Source organism: Janthinobacterium sp. 1_2014MBL_MicDiv (genome assembly GCF_001865675.1).
GTDB lineage: Bacteria > Pseudomonadota > Gammaproteobacteria > Burkholderiales > Burkholderiaceae_D > Janthinobacterium.
In genome coordinates, this window is sequence record NZ_CP011319.1 from 3415383 (window position 1) to 3440953 (window position 25571).

Below are 25571 nucleotides of genomic sequence, written 5' to 3' on the forward strand. Positions count from 1 at the left end.
CTTCCCGGCCACCTCTGCCATCCGCTCGCGACGGTGTTATCAGGCGTTGTTAGTGATAAATAATCTTAAATTTGCTTCTACATACAGAACGGCTGGCGCCCGTCCAGCGTGCCGAAAACCGCTCAGGGCAAGGCGCGACACCGCAGCCAGCACGAATAGTACGGCAAGGTGGAGCAACGCCGCCAAGGACGGTTTCTCGGCGCTCGCTTATACGTGTACCAGAGTGCCCTCGTCCTCGCCCATGATGACGCGCATCAGCGCGCCAGGCTTGGTGATCGAAAATACCTTGATCGGCAACTTCTGGTCGCGGCACAGGGCGAATGCCGTGGCATCCATCACTTGCAGGTGCTTGGCGATGGCGTCGTCGAACGTAATCGTGTGGAACAGGGTGGCGTTCGGATCCTTCTTCGGATCGGCCGTGTAGACGCCGTCGACCTTGGTGGCCTTCAGGACGATCTCGGCGCTGATCTCGGAACCGCGCAAGGCAGCTGCCGTGTCGGTCGTGAAGAACGGATTGCCGGTGCCGGCGGCGAAGACGACCACTTTGCCTTCTTCCAGGTACTGCAGGGCTTTCGGGCGGACGTACGGCTCGACGACCTGTTCGATGCCGATGGCCGACATGACGCGCGCGGTGATGCCGACGTGGCGCATGGCGTCAGCCAGGGCCAGCGCGTTCATCACGGTGGCGAGCATGCCCATGTAGTCGGCGGTGGCACGGTCCATGCCTTGCGCGCCAGGCGCGACGCCGCGGAAGATATTGCCGCCGCCAATCACGATTGCCAGTTCCACACCCAACTTCGCCACCTCGGCCACATCGGCCACCATGCGCTCGATCGTGGCGCGGTTGATGCCGTAGGGATCATCGCCCATCAGGGCTTCGCCGGACAACTTGAGGAGGACGCGCTTGTAGGCTGGTTTTGACATGAGCTGGGGCTCCATAAATGAGGTTATTCGAGTATGACATGGCGCAGCGCCTTGCAGCGCCGGATAGGCGCGCGGGGCTGCCCATGCCGCCGCCCGGCACGACAGGTGCGGGCGGGCCAAAAAAACGGGCCTCTCGGCCCGCTTTACTTACGCTCCCTGGGAGGCAGCCATCTGTGCTGCGACTTCTGCTGCGAAGTCGTCTTGCTTCTTCTCGATGCCCTCGCCCACTACGTACATGGCGAAACCTTTGACGCTGGTGTTAGCCGCCTTCAGCATTTGCTCAACCGACAGCTTGTCGTTTTTCACGAAAGCTTGGTTCAGCAGGGAAACTTCTTTCAGGAACTTCTGTACGGAACCTTCCAGGCGCTTGGCCAGGATTTCCGGCGATTGCGCTGGCTTGCCTTCGGCGGCCGCTTTGGCTGCGTCTTCTTCGGCTTTCAGTTGTGCAACCGAACGCTCTTTTTCGATCAGTTCCGCAGGAACTTGCTCGGACGACAACGACACCGGCTTCATTGCAGCGATGTGCATGGCCACGTCCTTGCCCACTTGCTCATCGGCGCCGTCGAATTCGACGATCACGCCTATGCGCGAACCGTGCAGGTACGATGCCAGCTTGTTGCTGGTTTCGAAACGCTGGAAGCGGCGGATGGTCATGTTTTCGCCGATTTTGCCGATCAGGGCAGCGCGCACGTCTTCCAGGGTCTTGCCATCGAGTGGCAGGGCCAGCAAGGCAGCAACGTCAGCTGGGTTGTGTTCCGCTACCAGACGGGCAGCGTTGTTGGCCAGTGCCAGGAAATCGTCGTTTTTCGCAACGAAGTCGGTTTCCGAGTTCACTTCGACCAGGGCGCCTACGCCGTTGGCGATGTAGGTTGCCACGACGCCTTCAGCCGTGATGCGTGCCGATGCTTTCGATGCCTTGCCGCCCAGTTTGACGCGCAGGATCTCTTCCGCACGGGCCATGTCGCCATCGGCTTCGGTCAGTGCTTTTTTGCATTCCATCATTGGTGCGTCGGTTTTGCCGCGCAATTCGCCTACCATCGCTGCTGTAATCGCTGCCATGTGTTTCTCCTGATTCGGTGAGTCGATAGTCGCGGCCGGGCTGACGCCTCGCCTGCGGTCACTATCGTTTTTTTGTTAAAAAAAAGGGGGAGCTGCTGCCACCCCTTTTCCCTTACTGCTGTGCTTACAAACGGCTATCCTGCGACAGCCTGGCCATTAAGCCTGTTCGTTCACTTCGACGAATTCGTCGCCAGCGGCTGCTTTAACCATTTCAACAACTTCGTTACCGGCAGCTGCACGGCCTTCGATGATTGCATCAGCAACACCGCGAGCGTACAACATGATGGCTTTCGAGGAGTCATCGTTACCTGGGATCACGAAGTTCACGCCTTCTGGGGAGTGGTTGGTATCGACAACGCCGATGACCGGGATACCCAGTTTAGCTGCTTCGGTGATCGCGCCTTTGTGGTAGCCGACGTCGACGACGAAGATTGCGTCAGGAATGCCGCCCATGTCCTTGATGCCGCCGATCGATTTTTGCAGCTTGATCATTTCGCGGGAGAACATCAGCGCTTCTTTTTTCGACAGCTTCTCGATCGAACCATCTTCAACCATGACTTCCATGTCTTTCAGACGCTTGATCGAGGTTTTGATCGTTTTGAAGTTGGTCAGCATGCCGCCCAACCAACGTTGATCAACGAAAGGCACGCCAGCGCGTTGTGCTTCAGCAGCGATGATTTCGCGAGCTTGACGCTTGGTGCCAACCATCAGGATGGTGCCACGGTTTGCAGCCAGTTGACGCACGTGCTTCATTGCGTCCTGGTACATCGCCATGGTTTTTTCCAGATTGATGATGTGGATCTTGTTGCGATGGCCGAAGATGAACGGTGCCATTTTTGGATTCCAAAAACGGGTTTGGTGACCAAAGTGGACACCGGCTTCCAGCATTTCGCGCATTGTTACGGACATTATTAACTCCAGGGTTGGGTCTGGAATCCGATCAGTCACCATACAGGCACCCTTGTCGACCGGATTCGCGTGTTTATATAAATTAAAGACACTGTTTTACTACATTGCTTAAAAGAGAATTCAAGCAACCCGGGATTCTACACCGAAATGCCCGCCGCATCAAGTCCGCACTGCAAATCGGGCGCCCAGGGAAAAGCCCCCGGCGCACCAGGCTGGTGCAGCGCGCGCTTTGCCGCACAAATCGCCGCCCGCCCCCAGGAAGGAGGCGGCGGATCATGGGCGCCTCGTTTATAATTTCGACATATTTGCAGACTTTTTCCGTTAACCGGGACGCGTCTGTGCTTTTCACCCGAATATCTTGCAGATTGCGAATAACATCATGTCCACCATCCGTATCAATTCCGCCGCCGACATCGAAGGCATGCGCATCGCCGGCAAGCTGGGCGCCGAAGTGCTCGACTACATCACGCCATTCGTCAAGGTCGGCGTCACGACGGGCGAGCTGGATCGCCTGTGCCATGAATACATGGTCAACGTGCAGGGCACCATCCCCGCCCCGCTTAACTATTGCCCGCCCGGCTACACGCCGTATCCGAAAGCCATCTGCACCTCCGTCAACGACGTCATCTGCCATGGCATTCCGGGCGACAAGGTGCTCAAGAGCGGCGACACCGTCAATCTCGACATCACCGTCATCAAGGACGGCTATCACGGCGACAACAGCCGCATGTTCCTCGTCGGCACGCCGACCATCCTGGCCAAGCGCCTGTCGGAAATCACGTATGAATGCATGTGGCTGGGCATAGACCAGATCAAGCCGGGCGCCCACCTGGGTGATATTGGCCATGCTATCCAGCAACATGCGGAAAAAGCCGGCTACAGCGTGGTGCGCGAATTCTGCGGCCACGGCATCGGCAAGGTCTTCCATGAAGAACCGCAAGTATTGCACTACGGCAAACCAGGCACGCTGGAACGCCTGGAAGCGGGCATGATCTTCACCGTCGAGCCGATGATCAACGCGGGCCGCCGCGAAATCCGCGAAATGAACGACGGCTGGACCATCAAGACCAAGGATCGCAGCCTGTCGGCGCAGTGGGAGCACACGGTACTGGTGACGGAAACGGGCTATGAAGTGCTGACCGTGTCGCCAGGCATGCCGCCGCCACCGGCCTTGATCCTGAACAAGGCTTAATTTTTTAATCGCACGCACCGCCACCCAGGGCCTAGATGAAAAAGCAAGTTCGGGAACAGCTGAAGCAGCAACTGAAAGCCGACCGCCAGGTCGTCATCGCCGCCTTCCACGCCGATGGCAAGCCTGAAAAACTGCTGCGCAGCCTGCGCCACAGCGTCGATGGCGTGCTGGCGCGCGCCTGGCAGGAAGCTGGCTTGCCGCCAGGCACGGCCCTGGTGGGCGTGGGTGGCTATGGCCGCGGCGAACTGTTTCCCTATTCCGACGTCGACCTGCTGATACTGCTGCAACAGGCGCCGGACCCGGCCACGCAGGAAAAGCTCGAGGAACTGGTGCAGCTGTTGTGGGACCTGGGCCTGGAAATCGGCCACAGCATCCGCACGGTCGATGAATGCCTGGTCGAGTCGAAGGCCGACATCACCGTGCAAACCAGCCTGCTCGAGGCGCGCCTCGTGTGCGGCAACGCCGAGCTGTTCGCGCAGCTGCAGCAGCGCTACGACGCGGCGATGGACCCGCAGGCGTTTTTCCAGGCCAAGACGGCGGAAATGCGCCAGCGCCATGCCAAGTATGAAGACACGGCCTTCAGCCTGGAACCGAATTGCAAGGAAAGCCCGGGCGGCCTGCGCGACTTGCAGGTGATCCTGTGGGTAGCCAAGGCGGCCGGCCTGGCCAATTCCTGGCGCACCCTGGCCACGGGCGGCCTGATCACCCTGACGGAAGCGCGCCAGCTGATGGAAAAGGAGCGCGCCTTCAAGGATATCCGCGTGCGCCTGCACCTGCACGCGGGCCGCCGCGAAGACCGCCTCGTGTTTGACGTGCAGACGGCCATCGCCGAATCGCTGGGCCTGCAAGCGACGGGCAGCGGGCCGCACATGCGCCGCGCCAGCGAATTCCTCATGCAGCGCTATTACTGGGCCGCCAAGACGGTGACCCAGCTCAACACAATCCTGCTGCAAAACATCGAAGCCCGCCTGTTTCCGCAAGACGATGTGCCCGTGCCCATCAACGCGCGCTTCAATGAGGTCAACAGCCTGATCGACATCAGCGCCGACGATACCTTCGAGCAAACCCCGTCGGCCATGCTGGAAATCTTCGTCCTGATGACGGAGCGTCCGGCCCTGAAAGGCATGACGTCGCGCGCCACGCGGGCCCTGTGGCACGAACGCTTCAAGATCGACGCCGCGTTCCGCCAGGACCCCGTCAACCGCGCCCTCTTCCTGCGCATCATGCAGGCGCCCGTCGGCATCATTCACGCGCTGCGGCGCATGAACGAAATGAGCATCCTCGGGCGCTACCTGCCGAATTTCCGCCGCATCGTGGGCCAGATGCAGCACGACCTGTTCCACGTGTACACGGTCGACCAGCACATCCTGATGGTGGTGCGCAATATGCGCCGCTTCACCATGAGCGAGCACGCGCACGAATATCCGTTCTGCAGCCAGCTGATGGCCGATTTCTCGCAATCGTGGCTGCTGTACGTGGCGGCCCTGTTCCACGACATCGCCAAGGGCCGCGGCGGCGACCATTCCAAGCTGGGCGTGGCCGACGCCACCCAGTTCTGCCAGGACCACGGCCTGTCGGCCGAGGATACGGAACTCATCGCCTTCCTGGTGGAAAATCACCTGACCATGTCGCAAGTGGCGCAAAAGCAGGACCTGTCCGACCCCGACGTCATCGCCGCCTTCGCCAAAGTGGTGAAGGACGAGCGCCACCTGACGGGCCTGTACCTGCTGACGGTGGCCGATATCCGGGGCACCAGCCCGAAAGTATGGAATGCGTGGAAGGGCAAGCTGCTGGAAGACCTGTACAAAATCACCCTGCGCGTGCTGGGCGGCGAACCGCACACGGCCGACCGCGAGCTGAAGAACCGCCAGCAGGAAGCGCTGGCCACCTTGCGCCTGTACGGCTTGCCGCCGGACGCGCACCTGAAGCTGTGGCAGCAGCTCGACGTCGCGTATTTCCTGCGCCACGACGCCTCCGACATCGCCTGGCAGACGCGCTCGCTGTATGACAAGCTCGACAGCAAGTTGCCGGTGGTAAAATGCCGGCTGGCGCCCATCGGCGAAGGCTTGCAGGTGGCCGTCTATATTCCCGACCAGCCCGACCTGTTCGCGCGCATCTGCAGCTATTTCGACCGCAAGAACTTCAGCATCCTCGACGCGAAGATCCACACGACACGCAATGGCTATGCGCTCGACACCTTCCTCGTCACCGAGCAGAACTTCGCCAAGAGCTATCGCGACATCATCAGCCTGATCGAGCACGAGCTGGGCGAACTGCTGCAGTCGCAGGCGCCGCTGCCGCCGCCGGGCAAGGGACGGCTGTCGCGCCTGTCGCGCACCTTCCCCTTCCAGCCGACCGTGGACTTGCGGCCCGACGAAAAGGGCCAGTACTACCTGCTGTCGGTGGCCGCCAACGACCGCACGGGCCTGCTGTACTCGATCGCCAATGTGCTGACCAAGTACCGCATCAACCTGCACACGGCCAAGATCATGACCCTGGGCGAACGGGTCGAAGACGTCTTCCTCGTCGACGGCCCCGCGCTCAACAATGCCCGTAACCAGATATTGCTGGAAACCGATTTACTCGATGCGCTGAAGGTCTGAAGCTTTCCGCGCAGCGCCTACTCTTATTGATTTAGTGAAACACAGACCATGACCGAAGAATTATTACGCCTGTCCAAACGCATGTCCGAACTGGGCCTGTGCTCCCGCCGCGAAGCCGATGAATGGATCGCGCGCGGCTGGGTCCGCGTAGATGGCAAAGTGGTGTCCGAACTGGGCAGCAAGGTCTATCCGAGCCAGCGCGTCACCGTAGAACGCCAGGCGGCAGCCGAGCAGTCGAAACGCGTCACCGTCCTCATCAACAAACCGGTCGGCTATGTCAGCGGCCAGGCCGAAGATGGCTACACGCCCGCCGTGGCCCTGATCAAGGCCGAGAACCGCTGGGCGGAAGACCGCAGCCCGGAACAGTTCCACCCCACGCAGCTGCGCAGCCTGGTGGCGGCCGGCCGCCTGGACATCGATTCCGTCGGCTTGCTGGTGCTGACGCAGGATGGCCGCGTGGCCAAGCAGCTGATCGGCCACGATACCGATATCGACAAGGAATACCTGGTGCGCGTCAGCTACACCAAGGGCGGCACCCTGCCCGACAGCGAATTGAAAAAGCTCAACCATGGCCTGTGGCTCGATGGCAAGCCGCTGCTGCCGGCCAAGGTGCGCTGGCAAAATGAGGATCAGCTGAGCTTTACCTTGCGCGAAGGCAAGAAACGCCAGATCCGCCGCATGTGCGAAGCCGTCGGCCTGAAAGTGCTGGGGCTGAAACGCGTGCGCATCGGCAAGGTCAAGCTGGGCGACCTGCCGACGGGCCAATGGCGTTATTTGAGCGCCGACGAACAGTTTTAATGGTAGCAGATCAAGATGGCATGCCGCGTGGCATGCCAGACTACACAAGTAGCAGGAATATAGTGGCACAAGGATAATTATTGTGATTTGCTTAGCAAATATTGCCCTGAACCTATACACTATTCCCCATTAGAACAGAAGAGATACGCCGTCGTGAACGATCCCATTCCCAATCCCCTGCGCAAAGGCGCGCCCAGCCTGGCTGACGTGGCCGAGCCGATGGCGCCCGGCACCAAGCCGCACCACATGAGCGACCCATGGGATATCGGCGAAACCCTGTGCAGCCTGGCTGATAACGGCGACGCCATTTCCATCTATCCCACGGAGGGCGAAGACGTCATCATGGCACGCATCCTGTCGGTGGACGATGACTTGCCGCAATTCGTGCTGGAACTCAACGAGGGCGCCACCCTGCCCCCGGGCGGCGCCACCTTCGTGTCGTGGGTGCAAAGCGCCAAGCTGCAATTCACCATCAATGGCGAATGGCAAGCCTATCCCGAGCGGCCCAACGTCTACCTGACGAACTTCCCCAGCCATTGCCTGGTGCTCGAGCGGCGCGAATCGACGCGCCTGGAAACGCCGCTGGGCGTGTACTACCTGGCCGCCTTCGTGCTCGAAGGGCGTCCCTACGAATTGCAGCTGTATGATTTTTCCGCCGGCGGCATCGGCATGCGCGCCCACCCGCGCGATACGGTCGGCCTGTACGTGGGGCGCAAGCTGTCGCGCGTGCGGCTGGAGCTGGGGCCGGACAAGGTCATGATCGCCGACCTGGAAATCCGCCTGTCGCGCACCTTCCGCTCCTTCCTGCTGGGCGAGCAGGTGCAGATCGGCTGCCGCTTCCTGAACTTGTCGGTCGCCATGCAGGAAGAATTGAAAATGCTGCTCGATAACATGGGCAGCGGACGCAAGGTACGCTAGGTACGCTGCACGCATGAAAAATGGCCGCCCAGCTGATACTGCGCGGCCATTTTTTGTTTAACAGCCAAAGTCACGAGGCGCCTGAAAAACGTTCAGGGCAAGGCGCATTGCCGAAGACAGTACGAATAGTACGGCGAGGCAATGCAACGCCGCCATGGACGTTTTCTCAGGCGCCGATCAATCGTCGTCGTTCGGGTCCAGGTCCGGAAACATCACTTCCGTAAATCCGAACTGCGTGAAGTCGACGATACGCATCGGATACAAAATGCCGTGCAAGTGATCCACCTCGTGCTGCACCACGCGCGCGTGGAAGCCGTCGCAGTCGCGGCTGATGGGCTGGCCGAACTGGTCGACGCCTTCATAGTGCAGCTCGCTCCAGCGCGGCACGCTGCCACGCAGGCCGGGCACGGACAGGCAGCCTTCGAAGCCCTCTTCCTTGCGTTCCGACAAGGGCGTCAGCACCGGATTGATCAGCACGGTTTCCGGCACTTGCGGCGCATCGGGATAGCGCAGGTTCTGCTTGAAGCCGTAGATCACCAGCTGCAGGTTGACGCCGATCTGCGGCGCCGCCAGGCCCGCGCCATTGGCCGCGTGCATGGTGTCGAACATGTCGGCGATCAGCGCATGCAGCTCGGGCGTATCGAATTCACGTACCGGCTCGGCCATGCGCAGCAGGCGCGGATCGCCCATCTTTAAAATTTCACGTACCGTCATTTGATATCCAGTGTCGATTGCAGTTCTTGCAGGTACAGGCGGAAGGCGGCCCCCGTTTCCGGATGCTTCATGCCCATCGCCGTCGTGGCTTTCAGGTAGCCGAGCTTGGAGCCGCAGTCATAGCGCTGCCCCGTATAACGGTAAGCCAGCACGCGCTCTTCGCGCATCAGGGCGGCGATGCCGTCCGTCAGCTGGATTTCGCCGCCGGCGCCCGTGCCCAGGTTTTCCAGGTGGTCGAAGATGCGGCTGGTCAGCACATAGCGGCCGACGACGGCCAGGGTCGATGGCGCCTCTTCCGGCGCCGGCTTTTCCACGATGGCCGACACCAGTTCCAGGTCGGGCTGGTAATGCTGGGCGCTGACGATGCCGTACTGCCGGGTTTCCGCGCGCGGCACATCCTGCACGGCCAGCAAGGAGCAATTCTCATACTGGAACACATCGGCCATCTGCGCCAGCACGGGACGCATGCCGTCTTCCACATCCATGAAGTCGTCCGCCAGCAGCACGGCGAACGGCTCGTCGCCGATCACGGGGCGCGCGCACAGCACGGCATGCCCCAGGCCCAGCGGCGCCGACTGGCGGATGTAGATGCAGTTGATGTGCTTGGGAATGACGTTTTGCACCATTTCCAGCAACTGGCGCTTGCCGGCCGCTTCCAGCTCCGTTTCCAGCTCATAAGCCGTGTCGAAATGGTCTTCGATGGCGCGCTTGTTGCGCCCCGTGATGAAGATCATTTCCGTGATGCCGGCCGCCACCGCCTCTTCCACCGCATACTGGATCAGCGGCTTGTCGACGATGGGCAGCATTTCCTTCGGTTGCGCCTTGGTCGCAGGCAAGAAGCGGCTGCCCAGGCCGGCGACAGGAAAGACTGCTTTTCTGATTTTCTTCATGGGTCTATCTGCAAAATATTGAATGTATACCGATGACCGTGGATCATGAGCGCGCTATTCCTGTGCCAGCAAGGCCAGCAGGCCGGCTTCGTCGAGCACGGCCACGCCCAGTTCCTGGGCCTTGGCCAGCTTGCTGCCGGCATCCGCACCGGCCACGACAAAGCCGGTTTTCTTCGACACGGAACCGCTGACCTTGCCGCCGGCCGCCTCGATCAAGGCGGCCGCCTCGTCGCGGCCCATGGTGGGCAAGGTGCCCGTCAGGACGAAGGTCTTGCCGTCGAGCTTGCCACCGGCGGCTGGCAGCTCGGGCAATTGTGACAGCAATTCAGTACGCAAGGCGTCCAGTTGACCAAGCAGTGCGACATTCTCTTCCGTCGCCAGCCAGGCGGCCAGCGCTTCGGCCACGGCGGCAGGCAAGCCCGCGTGGAAGCTGGCGCCCTGCGCGGCCAGGCTGGCCAGCGTCACGCCCCGCTCCACCAGCTGCTTGCTGCGCGGCTCCGTCAGTTTCGGAATGCCTAGCGCGGCCAGCAACTTCGTTTGCTCGAGTTGCGTGCGCAGCTTGGCGCTGGGCGCGTGTTCTCCCTGCGGCGTGACGCCGGCGGCCAGCAAGGCATCGAGCGCCTGCTGGTTTTTCGCTTCGGCAAAGAAATCGGCGATCGATTCAGCCACGGTGCCGCCGATATCGGGTAGCACGCGCAACAGGGCCGCCGGCGCCCGCCGCACATAGTTCAGGCTGCCGAGCCACTCGGCCAGGGTCTTCGCCGTCGATTCGCCCACATGGCGGATGCCCAGCGCAAACAGGAAGCGTTCGAGCGGCGGCCGCTTGCTCGCCTCTATGCCCGCCAGCAAGTTTTCCGCCCATTTGGTGGGAATCTTGCCTTGTTGCACCGTTTCCGGCGTGGAACCATCGCGCTCATCGGCACGCAGCTTCATTTCGAGCAATTTGTCCAGGGTCAGGCTGTACAGGTCAGCCAGGCCATGCACGTATTCGAGTTCGACCAGGGTATCGATATAACGTTCCCCCAGTCCCTCGATATCCATCGTGCGCCGGCCCGCGAAGTGGCGGAACGCTTCCTTGCGCTGGGCCGAGCAGAACAGGCCGCCCGAGCAGCGGGCGATGGCCTCGCCCTCTTCGCGCACCACGTGCGAACCGCACACGGGGCATGCTTCCAGCATCTTGAACGGCAGCGGCGCCGGTTCCGGACGCTTTTCCAGCACCACGGCCAATACTTCGGGAATGACGTCGCCGGCGCGGCGCACGATGACGGTATCGCCCACGCGCACATCCTTGCGCAGCACTTCATCTTCATTGTGCAAGGTGGCGTTGGTCACCGTCACGCCGCCGACCGACACGGGCGCCAGGCGCGCCACGGGTGTCATGGCACCCGTGCGGCCCACCTGGATGTCGATGCCCAGCACCACGGTCAATGCCTCTTCGGCGGGGAACTTGTGCGCCAGCGCAAAGCGCGGCGCGCGCGAGACAAAGCCCAGCTCCAGCTGGTCTTCCGTGCGGTTCACCTTGTAGACGACGCCGTCGATTTCATACGGCAGGGCGGGACGCCGCGTGCCGATATCGGCGTAGTAATCGAGCAAGCCCTGCGCGCCCTGCACCACCTTGCGCTCCGACGAGACGGGGATGCCCAGGGTTTCGTACCAGTCGAGCAAGGCCGAATGCGAGGCCGGCATGGCGGCGCCGTCGAGGGCGCCGATGCCATACGCATAGAAACGCAGCTTGCGCTGGGCCGTGATGCGCGAATCGAGCTGGCGCAGGCTGCCGGCCGCCGCGTTGCGCGGGTTGGCGAATTCCTTCTGGCCCGCCTCGCGCTGGCGTTCATTCAGCCGGGCAAAATCGGCCTTGAACATCATCACTTCGCCGCGCACGTCGAGCAGCGCCGGCACATTCTTGCCATGCAGGCGCAGCGGGATGCCGGAAATGGTGCGGATATTCGCCGTCACGTCCTCGCCCGTGGCGCCATCGCCGCGCGTGGCCGCCTGCACGAACAGGCCGTGCTCATAGCGCAGGTTGATGGCCAGGCCGTCGAATTTCACTTCGGCAGCATAGTCGACGTCGGCGCCGTCGAGGTCCAGGCCGTCGCGCACGCGGCGGTCGAAGTGGACGATATCGTCCTCGGAGAAACCATTATTGAGCGACAACATCGGCACCGCGTGCGTGACTTGCTCGAATTGCGGCAAGGGCGCCGCGCCCACACGCAAGGTGGGCGAATCGGGCGCGCGCAGCTCGGGGTGGGCCGCCTCCAGCGCTTGCAGTTCGACAAACAGCTTGTCGTACTCGGCGTCGGGAATGGTGGGATTGTCGAGCACGTGGTAGGCGTGCAGGTGCCGGTTGAGTTCGGCGGTGAGTGCCAGGACGCGCTGGGCGGCATTCCGCGCCGCGGCGTCCTGGTTGGTCAGATCAGTCATTGTTGCGGGATTCTTCAGCTAAATAAACGCATGGCGCGGGTGGAACCGGCGGGAATGTCGGCCGCCTCCATTTCCTGGTAAAACTCCTGTACCTGGCCGGCGATCTCGGCCAGCGCCGCATCGGACAGGGCCTGGTTGTAATCGTCGACGATGGTCGCGTCCAGGCGGCCCACCAGCGCGCGGGCGCAGGCGATCATGGCGCCGAAGCCGTCGCGCGCGGGCGCCACGCAGGGCACGTCCAGCAGCAGGGTCAAGCGGGGCGTGGTTTCCTCGGCCAGGGTGACGTTGGTCGACAGCGAGAACAGGAAACCGCCGTCGCCGTCGGGCATGACGAAGCGGCCATCGGGACGCACGTCGAAGCCTTGTTTCTCCAGCGCAAGCAACAAGGTGGAAATGGCCCACGGCGCGCCGTTGGTGTGCAGGTTCACGCCCAGCTGGGCATCGTGGCCGGCAACAAAGCGGTGCAGATTGCGCGCTTCGGCCATCACTTCCATCATGTCGGGCACTTCCGGCTCGGCGCCGATGTCGTCAGCCACGCCGCGCAGGCGCGTGACCAGTTCCGAGTATTCGAGTTCGTTCAAGGCCGTGCTGCGGCTGGCCAGCTGCACGCCGCCCTGCATCTTGGTATAGACACCGCCATGCGTGATCGGTTCCCAGTCGCCATTCACGTGCAAGCCGATGAAATGCACGGGCTTGTTGCCCACCAGGCGCAAGGTTTGCAGCACGGGCAGGATCTTGTCGCCGCGCACAGGCGCTTCCAGCGACAAGGGCAGCAGGCAGTCGATCAGCGGGTCGACCAGGCTGGTGGCCTGTTCGCTGGCCGCGCTCACTTCCTGCACGGGCGGCGCGGGTGGCGCGGCCACAGGAGCAGGCGCGGCCGGCGCGTCGCCCAGCGACGGTTCCGCATGCACCGGCGCGTCGGGCACGGCGGCCGGCGGCGGCGCGCCGAACGACGGCTCGGCCTTGGCGGACGGGGCCGCATCGAAGCGCGGTTCCTGGCGCAGCACCGGTTCCTGGGCTTCCACGGCGGGAGCGTCGCCATCGCGCATCAGCACGTCGTCATGGTCGGTGGAAAAAGCCCGCTCCACGCTTTTCTTGGCCTTGTATTCCTGCCATTTGTTGTACGAGAAAACGCCGACGATAAAGACGCCGCCGGCGCCGAACAAGGTAATTTGAAGGTCTGTCATGCTGCTTGTGCCTCGGTAGCAAAATTTGCGGCGGACTCCATGTCCACCGCCACGATGCGCGATACGCCCTGCTCCTGCATCGTCACACCGATCAATTGATGGGCCATTTCCATCGCAATCTTGTTATGCGAAATGAAAAGGAATTGGGTCTGGTCGGACATGCGCTTGACCATGCGGCAGAAGCGTTCCGTGTTCGAATCGTCCAGCGGTGCATCGACTTCGTCGAGCAGGCAGAACGGCGCCGGATTCAGGCGGAACATGGAAAACACCAATGCGGTCGCGGTCAGCGCTTTCTCACCACCCGACAACAGGTGGATGGTGGCATTTTTCTTGCCAGGCGGCTGTGCCATGACTTGTACACCGGAATCGAGAATCTCGTCGCCCGTCATGGTCAGTTTCGCCTGGCCGCCGCCAAACAGAATCGGGAACAGCTCGGAAAAGTGGTGATTGACCTTGTCGAACGTGTCTTGCAACAAGTCACGCGTTTCCTTGTCGATCTTGTGGATCGCGTCTTCCAGCGTGTTGATCGCTTCCGTCAGGTCGGCATTCTGGGCGTCGAGGAAATTCTTGCGCTCGGACGCCTGCGCCAGCTCGTCGAGCGCGGCCAGGTTGACGGCGCCCAGCGATGTGATGGCATTCGTCAGCCGCGTCACTTCGCCCTGCAAATACGATGGGCGCATGTCCGGATGCAACTTTTCCGTCAGGGCGGCCTCGTCGGCGCCCGACTCCAGCAGTTGCTGGGCAAACTGCTCCTGGTTCAGGCGCGCGGCCTGTTCCTTGAGCTGCATTTCCATGATCTTGTCGCGCTGCGGCTGCAGGCTGCGTTCCGACTGCGTGCGCGCATCTTCGGACAGGCGCAGCTGCTGCGTGATCTGGTCCAGTTCATGGCGCGCATCGGCCAGCGCCCGCTCCTGCGTCGTGCGGCGCTCGAGCAGATCCTGCAAGCCGTCGGCGGCCGCGCCGCTTTCCAGGCTGGCCAGTTCCTGCTGGCCCGCCTGCAGGCTGTCCGTCACCTGCTGCGCCTGCGTACTGGCCGTGGCGATGTTGCGGCGCAATTCCTCGATCTTCGCGCGGTGGGCTTTTTCCGCGTATTCCGTATCCTTGGCGGCCCGTTCCAGGTCGCGCAAGGCTTCGCGCGCCTCGGCCAGCCGCTGCTCCTTCTGCAGGAAGTCCGTGTGGCCGTCTTCGTGCGCTTCCTGCAAGTTGCCCAGTTCCATGTCCAGCTGTTCGAATTTCTCTTCCGATTCCAGCTTGGTCTGCATCTGTTCCGCTTCCTGCGCGGCGATCTCGGCCAGGTCCGCGCCGATCTGCGTGCTGCGCTGGTTGAAACGCGCTTCCACTTCGGACAGTTTCACCACGTCCAGTTGCAGCGTATGCACGGAAGACGTCAGCTGCTGTATGCGCAAGCGCAAGTCCGACAGGTTGCGCGTCAAGGCTGCCACGGCAGCGTCGGCCCTTACGGAACGGGCGCGCGCCTCTTCGGCCAGCAATTGCTGCGCGCGTAATTGTTTACCGATATTCTCGATTTCCTGCTGGCGGCCCAGCATGCCTTCCTGCTCCGAATCGGCCGCATAGAAGCGCACGCTGGTGGCCGTGACGACATGGCCGGCGCGCGTGACGAAATAGCCGCCCGGCGGCAATTTGCCGCGCTCGGCCAGTGCCTCGGCCGCGTCTTCCACGGCATAGGCGTTGTACAGCCAGTCCTGCAGCAGGCCGCGCAAGCCCGGATCGTTGAGTTTCAGCAAGTTCAGGAACGGTTTCAGGCCGGCGATTTCCGGCACCGGCAGCGGCGCCACCGTCGACGGCGCGTACAGGGCCAGCTTGGCCGGCGGCGCGTCCGCAAAGAAGGCCTTGGCCCAGTCGATATTCGACAGTTGCAGGGCCGACGTGCGCTCGCGCAAAATCGATTCCATGGCCGCTTCCCAGCCCGCCTCGATCTGCAGTTTTTGCCACAGGCGCGGCAAGGTGTCGAGCTCGTGCTTTTTCAGCCACGGCTGGACCTTGCCCTGGGTCTGTACGCGTTCCTGCAATTGCTTCAAAGCGGAAAGGCGCGCTTCCAGCTGGGCGTTGGCGGCTGTTTCTGCATTGACCTGCGTTTGCGCCTCGGCGCGTTCCTGCTCGAGCTTGGGCTGCTGTTCCAGCGCCTCTTCCAGGTAGAATCCCTGCTCTTCCAGCGCCTGCTGCTTTTCTTCCAGCTGCAGCTTCAGGTTTTCCAGGTGGCTGCTGTCGGGCAGGCTCAGGCTGTTCTTTTCCTGCTGCAGGCGCTCGCGGCGCGTCAACAGGCTGGCCAGGATGTTCGAGGCGTTGCGCTGGTGCGCCGATTCCAGTTCCAGCTGCTGCTGTGCCTGCATGATCCTGGCCCGCGATTCCGTGCTCTTGTTTTGCGCGGCGCGCCAGGCGGCATCGAGCTCGGGCAATTGCTCGCCCTTCTGTTCGGCCATCATTTGCGACTGTTCCACCTTCGCGGCCAGCTCTTCGAGGTGGAATTCCGCCTCTTCGATCTGTTCCTGGTATTCGCCGCCCTGCTGCGTCCACTGGTCGCGCTGGGCCGTCAGGGTGGCCAGCTGCGCCTGCAGGCGCGCGCGCGATTCGATGACGAACTTGATCTGCGCTTCCAGGCTGCCGATTTCCGCATTCGTCTGGTACAGATGGCCTTGCGCCGTGTGCAAACGGTCGCCCACGGCAAAGTGCGCCTGGCGCATCTGCTCCAGGGTCAGCTCGACATTGCGCAGCTTGGCCGTCTGCTCTTCCAGGTCCGTCTGCGCCTGTTCCACTTCGCGGAAATAGCGCGTCTGCTCGTTTTGCGCCTCGTTCTTGCGCAACAGCCAGAGCAGCTTCTGCTTTTCTTCCTGGTCCGCCTGCAAGGCGTGGAAACGCGTGGCCACGGCCGCCTGCGCTTCGAGCTTTTCCAGGTTGGCATTGAGTTCGCGCAAGATATCTTCCACGCGCAGCAAGTTTTCGCGCGTGTCCTGCAAGCGGTTTTCCGTCTCGCGGCGGCGTTCCTTGTACTTGGAAACTCCGGCCGCCTCTTCCAGGAAGACGCGCAACTCCTCGGGGCGCGATTCGATGATGCGCGAAATCATGCCCTGGCCGATGATGGCGTAGGCGCGCGGGCCGAGGCCCGTGCCGAGGAAGATGTCCTGGATGTCGCGCCGGCGCACGGGCTGGCCGTTGATGTAATAGGTGGAGGTGCCGTCGCGCGTCAAGGTGCGCTTGACGGCGATCTCGGCATACTGGCCCCACTGGCCCGACGCCTTGCCATCGTTATTGTCGAACACCAGTTCGACGGAGGCGCGCCCGGCCGGCTTGCGGTGGGTGGAACCGTTGAAAATGACGTCCTGCATCGACTCGCCGCGCAATTCGGATGCTTTCGATTCGCCCAGCACCCAGCGCACGGCGTCGATGATGTTCGACTTGCCGCAGCCATTCGGCCCGACCACGCCCACCAGCTGGCCTGGCACCTGGAAATTGGTGGGATCGACGAAAGACTTAAATCCCGACAACTTGATGGAAGAGAGACGCACGTGTTTTAGAGTTCCTGGCCTATGCTGGCGGTTGATTTATGGGTGAACCCGGTTCGTATTCAGTTTTATGGTCACCACGGCCACCGTGACCGCCATTGCGGCGATGGCAGTCCGGTCACGCACGGCTGAAAAGTGGTTCATCATACCATTTCCTGATGCTTTTCTGGCCAAAAAACAGCAGTCCCAGCCTGCGCATCACGGGGCGGGACGGCCATCTTGCGCCAGTTTCCAGTCCGCGCGCGAAAAAACGCGCTCATGGCCGGACAAGGCCATGGCCAGTTTTTGCAGCCACTGCTCGGTCGGCATCGGTTCCGCCTTGAAGCTGAGGGCGATCATCAGCACCAGGCAAGCCAGCGCCAGCGCATGGCTGACGGCGATGTTGACGGCGCCGCGGGCGCTCCACATGAAACCCAGCGCCACCGCCAGGCCCAGCACGCAGCCGCTGACGGCTTCCGACACGCTGTGCGCATGCACCACCACGCGCGAAATGGCCACCAGCACGGCGAACGCCACGCCGCAAGCGACACCCGCATGGCGCCAGCGCGGGTCGGCCCGCTGCAACAGGACATACAGCAAGACGGGAAACACGGCGCCAGCGCGCATGGCGTGGCCGCTGAAACCCGTGAAGTCGAGCGCGCTGCTGCCCACGCCCCAGCTCATGAAGGCCAGCTTCGACAGCACCACCAGGGCCAGGCCGCCGCCGTACCACAGGCTCCAGCTGAGCACCAGCTTCCACTGGCGCGACACCAGCAGCCACAGGGCGATGGCCGCACCGGCCGGCCCCATCAGGGACATGTCGGCCGTAAAAGAAATCCCGTTCCACCAAGTCATCGTGCCTGCGCTTATTCATGATCAACGCGCACTATGCCATGACATGGCCCGGTTCAGCGCGCCTTTTGATGCACTGCGGCGAAGAATTACATTCCATTACAAAATTTCCACATGAAAATAACCCTCGCCGCCATCACCGGTGCAGGCACCGGAATGCTCAGATATTCGTCAGGCGCTTGCCCTTCGGCGGCGTGAAATCGCGGATCGAGGCGATCATGCCCACGTCCAGCGCCTGGTCGGCCGTCAGGTGCAGGTCGGAATATGCGTGCACCTGCCACTGCTCTTCCGTCAGGCTGACGTGGTTGCGCAGGATGCGCTCGGTGCGCATGTCATCGGCGCGCAAGCCCTCGACGATGATGCTGAGCGCATCGGGCCGCGAGCCGGGCGACGCCGTCGCGTGCGACTTGTGCACCATGAAGCGGGCCGTGTCGCTGGCATGGCGCTGGCGCCCCGCCAGGAACAGGGTCACGGCAATCGATGCCACGGCGCCCGCATTGTAGGTGATGATGTCGAGCGGCAACTTGCTGAGGTAGTTGTACAGGCAGATGCCGTCGCTGACATAGCCGCCGTTCGACTGGATCAGGATGTGCGCGGTGGTGAGCTTGTCTTCCGTGATGTCGGCCACGGCATTGAAGACGCGCCGCACCATATCGCTGTTGACGTCGCCGGAGAGGGTGAAATACCCGTGCTGCTCGGTGTTGTTTTGCGTCTCGCTTTGTGTAGTGTTCATGGCAGGCACCCGCAAGAAAGCCAGGCTTTCATGATAGCGCATTCGCGCGCGGGCGGGCGCCCTTTTGCGCCCGCCCGGCCTGCCGCCAGCCCCGCAAACAAGCGCCTTGGCGGCGCCGGAACAACGTCTTTTCAGATTGACAGAAAGACCCTGCTGGCATATATTCCTCACACTTGATCGGGAGAGGGCAAACCAGCGTTGCCGCCGAAGGGGCACTACCCAAAAACTCTCAGGCAAAAGGACCGATCAGGCGGACTGAAGCTGTTGCTTTGGCGACATGTTTTAGCTCAACTCTGGAGAGCGACCGCGGCACATGCCGGCGGTCCACCGAAGGGGCGCACGGGGCAAGCCCCCGTAATCTCTCAGGTACAAAGGACAGGGGGGTCAGTGATCACGCCGACAAGCCGTGTTTGGCTTTGTGTGTTCTGTTAACTTCCCCTTTACCTTCGTCCCGAGGATTCAATGACGCTCAAAGCGACCCCACTCAATAACGCCCACCGTGCCCTCGGCGCCCGCATGGTCGATTTCGGCGGCTGGGACATGCCTGTCAACTACGGCTCGCAAATCGAAGAGCACCACGCCGTGCGCGGCGACGCCGGCATGTTCGACGTGTCGCATATGTGCGTGGTCGACATCGAGGGCCCGAACGTGCGCGCCTTCCTGCGCGGCTTGCTCGCCAACAACGTTGACAAACTGCAAGTGTCGGGCAAGGCGCTGTATTCGTGCATGCTGAATGCCGAAGGCACCGTCATCGATGACTTGATCGTCTACTTCTTCAACGAAAACTGGTTCCGCCTCGTCGTCAACGCGGGCACGGCTGAAAAAGACGTGGCCTGGATGCAGCAGCAAAATACGGCCACCAACAGCGGCCTGACGATCACCGAGCGCCGCGACGGCAATGCCCCCATGGCCCTGGTGGCCGTGCAAGGCCCGAACGCGCGCGCCAAGGTATGGCAAGTGCTGCCGGAAACGCAAGCCGCGTCCGACGCCATCAAGCCATTCAATGTCGTCATCGTCAAGGACACGGCGTTCGGCGAAGTCATGCTGGCGCGCACCGGCTACACGGGCGAAGACGGCTTCGAGATCGGCGTCGCCGCCACCCAGGTGGAAGCACTGTGGAACGCCCTGGCGGCAGCGGGCGTCAAGCCGGCCGGCCTGGGCGCGCGCGACACCCTGCGCCTGGAAGCGGGCATGAACCTGTACGGCCAGGACATGGATGAAAGCGTCAACCCGCTCGACGCGGGCCTGGCGTGGACCATCGACCTGGTCAGCGAGCGCGACTTCATCGGCAAGGCCGCCCTGCTGGCCCAAGGCCAGAACGCGCAATTCGTCGGACTGATCCTGCGCGAAAAAGGCGGCGTGCTGCGCGCCCACCAGAAAGTCATCATCGCCGGCAGCAACGCCACGGGCGAAATCACCAGCGGCACCTTCAGCCCGACCATGCAGGAAGCGATCGCCCTGGCGCGCGTGCCGAACGGCGTGAAGGTGGGTGACACCGTGCACGTGGAAATCCGCGGCAAGCGGCTGGCCGCTTCCGTCGTCAAGCTGCCTTTCGTGCGTAACGGTAAAATCCTGGCTGCGTAAGGTTTTATAGAGCCGCCCGCAAGACCGTACAACCATAATCAATAACGAACACTTACCATCTGGAGCCATACATGAACATTCCTGCAGACCTGAAGTACACCGCATCCCACGAATGGGTACGCCTTGAAGGCGACGGCACGATCACCGTCGGCATCACCGAATACGCGCAGGATGCACTGGGCGACATCGTCTTCGTCGAACTGCCAACCGTGGGCAACACCTACGGCGCCGGCGACGACGCCGCCGTGGTGGAATCGGTCAAGGCAGCGAGCGACATCTACGCGCCGATCGCCGGCGAAGTCGTGGCCGTCAACGACGCCGTGGTCAATTCGCCTGAATCGATCAACGCCGACGCCTACGCCAACTGGCTGTTCAAGATCAAGCCAGCCGACGTGTCGGCCCTGGACGGCTTGCTTGACGCTGCCGCCTATGGCGCCACCACCGGCGCCTGATCGCGTTTGATACACGGGCCGCGTTTGCGGCCCGTTTGCATTTTTTCTGCGCTGCGCCCGCGCGCCGCATCCCGGTTTTTCAGTCTTTTTTGGCCTCTATATCATGACCCGCACCAGCCTGACCCAACTCGAAGCACGCGATGCCTTCATCGCCCGCCACATCGGCCCCTCCCCTACCGAACAGCAAGCCATGCTGGCGACCCTCGGCTATCCATCGCGCGCCGCGCTGATCGACGCCCTGGTGCCGGCCAACATCCGCAACAAGGGCGCGCTGCCCCTGGGCGCGTACTCGCAGCCGATGCCGGAACAGGAAGCGCTGTCGCGCCTGAAAGCCATCGCCGGCAAGAACCAGGTGCTCAAATCCCTGATAGGCCAAGGGTATTACAACACCTTCACGCCCGGTGTCGTTTTGCGCAACATCTTCGAAAACCCGGCCTGGTACACGGCGTACACGCCTTACCAGCCGGAGATTTCGCAAGGCCGCCTGGAAGCCATTTTGAACTTCCAGCAAGTGATCACCGACCTCACCGGCATGGGCATCGCGAATGCCTCGATGCTGGACGAAGGCACGGCCGCCGCCGAGGCGATGACCCTGATCCAGCGCGTGGGCAAGTCGAAATCGAACGTGCTGTACGTCGCCAATGACGTGCTGCCGCAAACGCTGGAAGTGGTGCAGACGCGCGCCCAGCCGATCGGCATCGAGGTGCGCACCTTCGACCCGGCGGAAATCGAATCGCTCGACGGCTGCTTCGGCGTGCTGCTGCAATACCCGGGCGTCAACGGCGTCGTGCGCGACTACCGCGCCGGCGTGGAAAAACTGCATGCGAACGGCGCCATGGTCATCGTCGCGGCCGACCTGCTGGCCCTGACCATGCTCACGCCACCGGGCGAATGGGGCGCCGACGTCGTCGTCGGCAACAGCCAGCGCTTCGGCGTGCCGCTCGGTTTCGGCGGCCCGCACGCGGGCTACCTGTCCACGCGCGACGAATTCAAGCGCAATATGTCGGGCCGCCTGGTGGGCGTGACCGTCGATGCACAAGGCAACAAGGCCTACCGCCTGGCCCTGCAAACGCGCGAACAGCATATCCGCCGCGAAAAAGCCACCTCCAACATCTGCACGGCGCAAGTGCTGCTGGCCGTGATGGCCTCGATGTACGCCGTCTACCACGGCCCTGCCGGCCTGCTGCAGATCGCCCAGCGCGTGCACCGCTTTACGGGCGTGCTGGCGGCCAACCTGAAGACCCTGGGCTACGGCATCGCCAACGCCAGCTACTTCGACACCCTGACCGTCAACGTCGCCGATGCGGAAAAACTGCACGCGACGGCACTGAAGCACGGCGTCAACCTGCGCAAGGTCGACGCCACCCACGTCGGCCTGTCGCTGGACGAAACCACCACGCGCGCCGATATCGCGCTGCTGTGGACGGTCTTCGCCGACGGCGTCGCCAACGCGCCTGCCGCCCCGGACCTGGACGCCGTCGAAGCGGCCGTCACCAGCGCCCTGCCGGCGCAGCTGGCGCGCGAGAGCGCCTACCTGACCCACCCCGTCTTCAACAGCTACCACTCGGAACACGAGATGCTGCGCTACCTGCGCAGCCTGGCCGACAAGGACCTGGCGCTGGACCGCACCATGATCCCGCTCGGCTCGTGCACCATGAAGCTGAATGCGACGTCGGAAATGATCCCCGTCACCTGGCCCGAATTTTCCAACATTCACCCGTTCGCGCCGGATGCGCAAACCGTGGGCTACCGCGAAATGATCTCGCAGCTGGAAGAGATGCTGTGCGCCTTGACGGGCTACGCCGCCGTCTCGCTGCAGCCGAACGCCGGCTCGCAGGGCGAATACGCGGGCCTGCTGGTGATCAAGGCCTACCATGAATCGCGCGGCGAAGGTCACCGCAACATCTGCCTGATCCCGTCGTCGGCGCACGGCACCAACCCGGCGTCGGCCAATATGGTCGGCATGCAGGTGGTCGTCACCAGCTGCGACGCCAACGGCAACGTGGACCTGGCCGACCTGAAGGCGAAGGCGGAAAAGCACAGCGCCAACCTGGCCTGCGTGATGGTCACCTACCCGTCCACCCACGGCGTGTTCGAGGAAGGCATCCAGGAACTGTGCGAGATCATCCACTCGCACGGCGGCCAGGTCTACATCGACGGCGCCAACATGAACGCGCTGGTCGGCGTGGCCGCTCCCGGCTCGTTCGGCGGTGACGTCTCGCACCTGAACCTGCACAAGACCTTCTGCATCCCGCACGGCGGCGGCGGACCAGGCGTCGGCCCGATCGGCGTCGGCGCCCACCTGGCGAAATTCCTGCCGAACCAGCGTTCCTCGGGCTACCAGCGCGACGCTGCCGGCATCGGCGCCGTCAGCGCCGCACCATTCGGCTCGGCCAGCATCCTGCCGATTTCGTGGATGTACATCGCCATGATGGGCGCGGAAGGCTTGACGGCCGCCACCGAGACGGCGATCCTGGCGGCGAACTACATCGCGCGCCGCCTGGCGCCGCACTACCCTGTGCTGTACTCGGGCCACGACGGCCTGGTCGCGCACGAGTGCATCCTGGACCTGCGCCCGATCACGGACGCCACCGGCATCAGCAACGAAGACGTGGCCAAGCGCCTGATGGACTTCGGCTTCCATGCGCCGACCATGAGCTTCCCCGTGCCGGGCACCCTGATGATCGAGCCGACGGAAAGCGAATCGAAAGTGGAGATCGACCGTTTCATCGACGCCATGATCGCTATCCGCGCGGAAATCGCCAAGGTCGCCAGCGGTGAATTCGACCACGACGACAACCCGCTGAGAAACGCGCCGCACACGGCACAGGTGTTGATGTCGGACAACTGGGAACGCAAGTACAGCCGTGAAATCGCCGCCTACCCGGTCGCGTCCTTGCGCCAGCGCAAATACTGGCCGCCGGTCGGCCGCGCCGACAACGTGTATGGCGACCGCAACCTGTTCTGCGGCTGCGCGCCCATCAGTTCCTACGAAGAGGAATAAACGCCAGGCGCCCGCTTTCGCGGGCCTGTCGGCGACAAGAAGGCAGGCCATTCGGCCTGCCTTTTTTCATGCACGCATGAACATGGCTGTGTAGCCTGGATTAGCGGAACGTAATCCAAGCTCGCCACCGGCTTTGTCAACGCTGTTGTCGGATTACGCGCTGGCACGCTAATCCGACCTACTGACTGGCGAAAGCCAGGGGCATTAAAACAGAACGGCAGACCGATGGTCTGCCGTTTTTTTATTGTCGCCAGCCTGATCGTTACAGGGCCAGCAAGGCCGCGCCCGGCACGGCCATGGCGCCGGCCACGATGGTCAGGCACACGACGTCGCGCCGCTCGCAGCGGGCGCGGTGCGAACTCCACGCCGCGAACAGCAGCGCCGCCGCGATACCGCTGAGCATAATGCCGAATTCCATCATGCCATCTCTCCCCGCGCCGCGGGGGCGCCTGCCTTGGCTTCCGTTCTCATCATCATCTCATCCTTTTCATAGTGTGTAAAAATGAAGACTACCTACCGGTAGGCAGTAAGTGTACAATAAAAATGGCAGCGGCGTCCATGCCGCGCTTTTTTGACGATACAAAGGAAGAACAATGCAGCAGCAATCCCCCCTCCCCGCCGCCAGTCTCGGGCTGGCGGCCTCGCTGGCCCTGGTGGCCATCCTCGGCCCGGCCGGCATCGACATGTACCTGGCCTCGATGCCGGCCATGGCGCGCGAACTGCACACCTCGTATGCGAACGTGCAGCTGAGCCTAACCGTCTTCCTGCTGGCGCTGGGCGGCGGCCAACTGCTGTGCGGCCCCCTGACGGACATGCTGGGCCGGCGCCGTCCACTGCTGGCAGGCATTGCCGTCTACATCGTGGCGGCCGTGTGGGCGTCGCAGGCGGAGCAGCTGTCCACCCTGCTGCTGGCGCGGACGCTGCAGGGCCTGGGCGCCGCGCTGACCCTGGTGGTGGTGATGAGCATGGTGCGCGACGTCGCCGACGGCGTCAAAGCGGCGCAACTGTTTGCCCTCCTGATGACCATCGTCGGCCTGGCGCCCGTGCTGGCGCCGGCCGTCGGCGGCTTGCTCGACGCGAATTACGGCTGGCGCGCGGTGATGCTGGCCCTGGCCGCCCTGGGCGCCGTGACCCTGCTCAATAGCGCGCTGTTCCTGCCGGAAACCCTGCCGCCGGCCAGGCGCATCGCGCCGCGCGGCATGCACCGCACGTATGCGCGCATCGCGCTGGACCGCGCCTTCCTGCTGCCCGCGCTGGCCCTATCCGCCAGCTTCTTCTTCCTCTTTGCGTACATCGGCGGCGCGTCGCTCGTCTACCAGCGCGATTTCGGCCTGTCCGCCGGCAGCTTCGGCCTCGTCTTCGGCGCCACGGGCGTGGCCGTGCTGCTGGGCGCGATGGCCAGCGGCCGCCTCGTGGGCCGCCACGGCATGGCGCGCCTCGGCGTGGCCGGCAGCGCCGCCATGCTGGGCGGCGCGGGACTGGCCCTGCTGGGTGCCTGGGCCGGCTTCGGCATCGCAGCCGTCGTGCCCGGCATGTTCGTGGCCCTGTTCGGCCTGGGCATCGCGGAAGCGGCGCTGATGGCCATGGCCATGGGCTCGCAGCAGCAGGCGCTCGGCTCCACGGCCGCGCTGCTGGGAGCCATCCAGATGAGCTTGTCGTCGCTGGCGACGCCGCTGGCGGCCAGCCTGTCCGAATGGGGGCCCGTGCCATGGCTGCTGTTCTTGACCGTGGCCGGCCTGCTGGTATCATGGCTGACCCTGGCAACTGCGCGCGTCCATCCGGCACGCGCCACCGGCCTGGCGGCGCACTGACGCCTCACTGACCAACTACC

19 protein-coding genes and 2 riboswitches are annotated in these 25571 nt (G+C 63.0%); of the genes, 8 read left to right on the forward strand and 11 right to left on the reverse strand.

Annotated elements, in window-relative coordinates; translation table 11 throughout:
• Positions 1-207: 207 nt before the first annotated feature.
• The 3 genes from pyrH to rpsB all read right to left on the reverse strand — a co-directional run bounded on the left by pyrH (position 208) and on the right by rpsB (position 2892).
• Entirely contained in the window at positions 208-924 is a 717-nt protein-coding gene (gene pyrH, locus YQ44_RS14715) for a UMP kinase (RefSeq protein WP_034752258.1), read from the reverse strand.
• A gap of 147 nt (positions 925-1071) precedes the next feature.
• On the reverse strand, positions 1072-1983 hold the full coding sequence (tsf, locus tag YQ44_RS14720) for a translation elongation factor Ts (protein ID WP_071324026.1): 912 nt from the start codon (positions 1981-1983) through the stop codon (positions 1072-1074).
• 156 nt (positions 1984-2139) lie between these two features.
• Positions 2140-2892 carry a 30S ribosomal protein S2 gene (gene rpsB / locus YQ44_RS14725; RefSeq protein ID WP_071077760.1) on the reverse strand — a complete coding sequence of 251 codons (753 nt, stop codon included), beginning with the start codon at positions 2890-2892 and terminating at the stop codon, positions 2140-2142.
• Between the two features lie 379 nt (positions 2893-3271).
• Here rpsB and map point away from each other — a divergent pair, with 379 nt between their 5' ends.
• The 4 genes from map to YQ44_RS14745 all read left to right on the forward strand — a co-directional run bounded on the left by map (position 3272) and on the right by YQ44_RS14745 (position 8403).
• Positions 3272-4084, forward strand: a complete 813-nt coding sequence (gene map, locus YQ44_RS14730; protein ID WP_071324027.1) for a type I methionyl aminopeptidase — start codon at positions 3272-3274, stop codon at positions 4082-4084.
• Positions 4085-4119: 35 nt separating this feature from the next.
• Entirely contained in the window at positions 4120-6687 is a 2568-nt protein-coding gene (locus YQ44_RS14735; RefSeq protein WP_071324028.1) for a [protein-PII] uridylyltransferase, read from the forward strand.
• 48 nt (positions 6688-6735) lie between these two features.
• A complete protein-coding gene (locus YQ44_RS14740; protein WP_034752263.1) occupies positions 6736-7485 on the forward strand; it encodes a pseudouridine synthase in 750 nt (249 codons plus the stop codon).
• 153 nt (positions 7486-7638) lie between these two features.
• A complete protein-coding gene (locus YQ44_RS14745; RefSeq protein ID WP_083411866.1) occupies positions 7639-8403 on the forward strand; it encodes a flagellar brake protein in 765 nt (254 codons plus the stop codon).
• A gap of 177 nt (positions 8404-8580) precedes the next feature.
• Here the strand turns inward: YQ44_RS14745 and def are convergent, their stop codons facing one another.
• The 7 genes from def to YQ44_RS14780 all read right to left on the reverse strand — a co-directional run bounded on the left by def (position 8581) and on the right by YQ44_RS14780 (position 18700).
• On the reverse strand, positions 8581-9117 hold the full coding sequence (def, locus tag YQ44_RS14750) for a peptide deformylase (protein WP_071324029.1): 537 nt from the start codon (positions 9115-9117) through the stop codon (positions 8581-8583).
• Complete coding sequence (gene galU, locus YQ44_RS14755; RefSeq protein WP_071324030.1) at positions 9114-10007, reverse strand: UTP--glucose-1-phosphate uridylyltransferase GalU; 894 nt, start codon at positions 10005-10007, stop codon at positions 9114-9116. The genes def and galU overlap by 4 nt, the downstream gene beginning before the upstream one ends.
• A gap of 54 nt (positions 10008-10061) precedes the next feature.
• Positions 10062-12428, reverse strand: coding sequence for an NAD-dependent DNA ligase LigA (gene ligA / locus YQ44_RS14760; protein ID WP_071324031.1), 2367 nt, complete (start codon positions 12426-12428; stop codon positions 10062-10064).
• 14 nt (positions 12429-12442) lie between these two features.
• Positions 12443-13615: a cell division protein ZipA C-terminal FtsZ-binding domain-containing protein gene (locus YQ44_RS14765; protein WP_071324032.1), complete on the reverse strand. Its 1173-nt coding sequence runs from the start codon at positions 13613-13615 to the stop codon at positions 12443-12445.
• Positions 13612-17139: a chromosome segregation protein SMC gene (smc, locus tag YQ44_RS14770; protein ID WP_083411867.1), complete on the reverse strand. Its 3528-nt coding sequence runs from the start codon at positions 17137-17139 to the stop codon at positions 13612-13614. Before smc ends, YQ44_RS14765 begins: the two co-directional genes overlap by 4 nt.
• Positions 17140-17334: 195 nt before the next feature.
• The gene (locus YQ44_RS14775; RefSeq protein WP_232250902.1) at positions 17335-17970 is read right to left on the reverse strand and encodes a phosphatase PAP2 family protein; all 636 of its coding nucleotides are present in this window, start codon (positions 17968-17970) and stop codon (positions 17335-17337) included.
• 157 nt (positions 17971-18127) lie between these two features.
• Positions 18128-18700, reverse strand: coding sequence for an ATP-dependent Clp protease proteolytic subunit (locus YQ44_RS14780; RefSeq protein ID WP_071324034.1), 573 nt, complete (start codon positions 18698-18700; stop codon positions 18128-18130).
• 168 nt (positions 18701-18868) lie between these two features.
• Positions 18869-18955, forward strand: a riboswitch (glycine riboswitch).
• 28 nt (positions 18956-18983) lie between these two features.
• A riboswitch (glycine riboswitch) is annotated at positions 18984-19089 on the forward strand.
• A gap of 73 nt (positions 19090-19162) precedes the next feature.
• Between YQ44_RS14780 and gcvT the strand changes: the two genes are divergently transcribed.
• From gcvT to gcvP, 3 genes are all read left to right on the forward strand, one after another.
• Positions 19163-20284 carry a glycine cleavage system aminomethyltransferase GcvT gene (gcvT, locus tag YQ44_RS14785; RefSeq protein WP_071324035.1) on the forward strand — a complete coding sequence of 374 codons (1122 nt, stop codon included), beginning with the start codon at positions 19163-19165 and terminating at the stop codon, positions 20282-20284.
• 71 nt (positions 20285-20355) lie between these two features.
• Positions 20356-20736, forward strand: a complete 381-nt coding sequence (gene gcvH / locus YQ44_RS14790; protein ID WP_071324036.1) for a glycine cleavage system protein GcvH — start codon at positions 20356-20358, stop codon at positions 20734-20736.
• 103 nt (positions 20737-20839) lie between these two features.
• A complete protein-coding gene (gene gcvP / locus YQ44_RS14795) occupies positions 20840-23740 on the forward strand; it encodes an aminomethyl-transferring glycine dehydrogenase (protein ID WP_071324037.1) in 2901 nt (966 codons plus the stop codon).
• A 262-nt stretch (positions 23741-24002) separates the two neighbouring features.
• Here the strand turns inward: gcvP and YQ44_RS29020 are convergent, their stop codons facing one another.
• Positions 24003-24161: a hypothetical protein gene (locus YQ44_RS29020; protein ID WP_198043691.1), complete on the reverse strand. Its 159-nt coding sequence runs from the start codon at positions 24159-24161 to the stop codon at positions 24003-24005.
• A gap of 172 nt (positions 24162-24333) precedes the next feature.
• Here YQ44_RS29020 and YQ44_RS14800 point away from each other — a divergent pair, with 172 nt between their 5' ends.
• Complete coding sequence (locus YQ44_RS14800; protein ID WP_071324038.1) at positions 24334-25551, forward strand: Bcr/CflA family efflux MFS transporter; 1218 nt, start codon at positions 24334-24336, stop codon at positions 25549-25551.
• Positions 25552-25571 lie beyond the last annotated feature (20 nt).

Bases quoted from the DNA above. Each gene is read 5' to 3' on its own strand.
- pyrH (WP_034752258.1), bottom strand. From the start codon at position 924: ATGTCAAAACCAGCCTACAAGCGCGTCCTCCTCAAGTTGTCCGGCGAA.
- tsf (WP_071324026.1), bottom strand. From the start codon at position 1,983: ATGGCAGCGATTACAGCAGCGATGGTAGGCGAATTGCGCGGCAAAACC.
- rpsB (WP_071077760.1), bottom strand. From the start codon at position 2,892: ATGTCCGTAACAATGCGCGAAATGCTGGAAGCCGGTGTCCACTTTGGT.
- map (WP_071324027.1), top strand. From the start codon at position 3,272: ATGTCCACCATCCGTATCAATTCCGCCGCCGACATCGAAGGCATGCGC.
- YQ44_RS14735 (WP_071324028.1), top strand. From the start codon at position 4,120: ATGAAAAAGCAAGTTCGGGAACAGCTGAAGCAGCAACTGAAAGCCGAC.
- YQ44_RS14740 (WP_034752263.1), top strand. From the start codon at position 6,736: ATGACCGAAGAATTATTACGCCTGTCCAAACGCATGTCCGAACTGGGC.
- def (WP_071324029.1), bottom strand. From the start codon at position 9,117: ATGACGGTACGTGAAATTTTAAAGATGGGCGATCCGCGCCTGCTGCGC.
- galU (WP_071324030.1), bottom strand. From the start codon at position 10,007: ATGAAGAAAATCAGAAAAGCAGTCTTTCCTGTCGCCGGCCTGGGCAGC.
- ligA (WP_071324031.1), bottom strand. From the start codon at position 12,428: ATGACTGATCTGACCAACCAGGACGCCGCGGCGCGGAATGCCGCCCAG.
- YQ44_RS14765 (WP_071324032.1), bottom strand. From the start codon at position 13,615: ATGACAGACCTTCAAATTACCTTGTTCGGCGCCGGCGGCGTCTTTATC.
- YQ44_RS14775 (WP_232250902.1), bottom strand. From the start codon at position 17,970: ATGACTTGGTGGAACGGGATTTCTTTTACGGCCGACATGTCCCTGATG.
- YQ44_RS14780 (WP_071324034.1), bottom strand. From the start codon at position 18,700: ATGAACACTACACAAAGCGAGACGCAAAACAACACCGAGCAGCACGGG.
- gcvT (WP_071324035.1), top strand. From the start codon at position 19,163: ATGACGCTCAAAGCGACCCCACTCAATAACGCCCACCGTGCCCTCGGC.
- gcvH (WP_071324036.1), top strand. From the start codon at position 20,356: ATGAACATTCCTGCAGACCTGAAGTACACCGCATCCCACGAATGGGTA.
- gcvP (WP_071324037.1), top strand. From the start codon at position 20,840: ATGACCCGCACCAGCCTGACCCAACTCGAAGCACGCGATGCCTTCATC.
- YQ44_RS29020 (WP_198043691.1), bottom strand. From the start codon at position 24,161: ATGATGGAATTCGGCATTATGCTCAGCGGTATCGCGGCGGCGCTGCTG.
- YQ44_RS14800 (WP_071324038.1), top strand. From the start codon at position 24,334: ATGCAGCAGCAATCCCCCCTCCCCGCCGCCAGTCTCGGGCTGGCGGCC.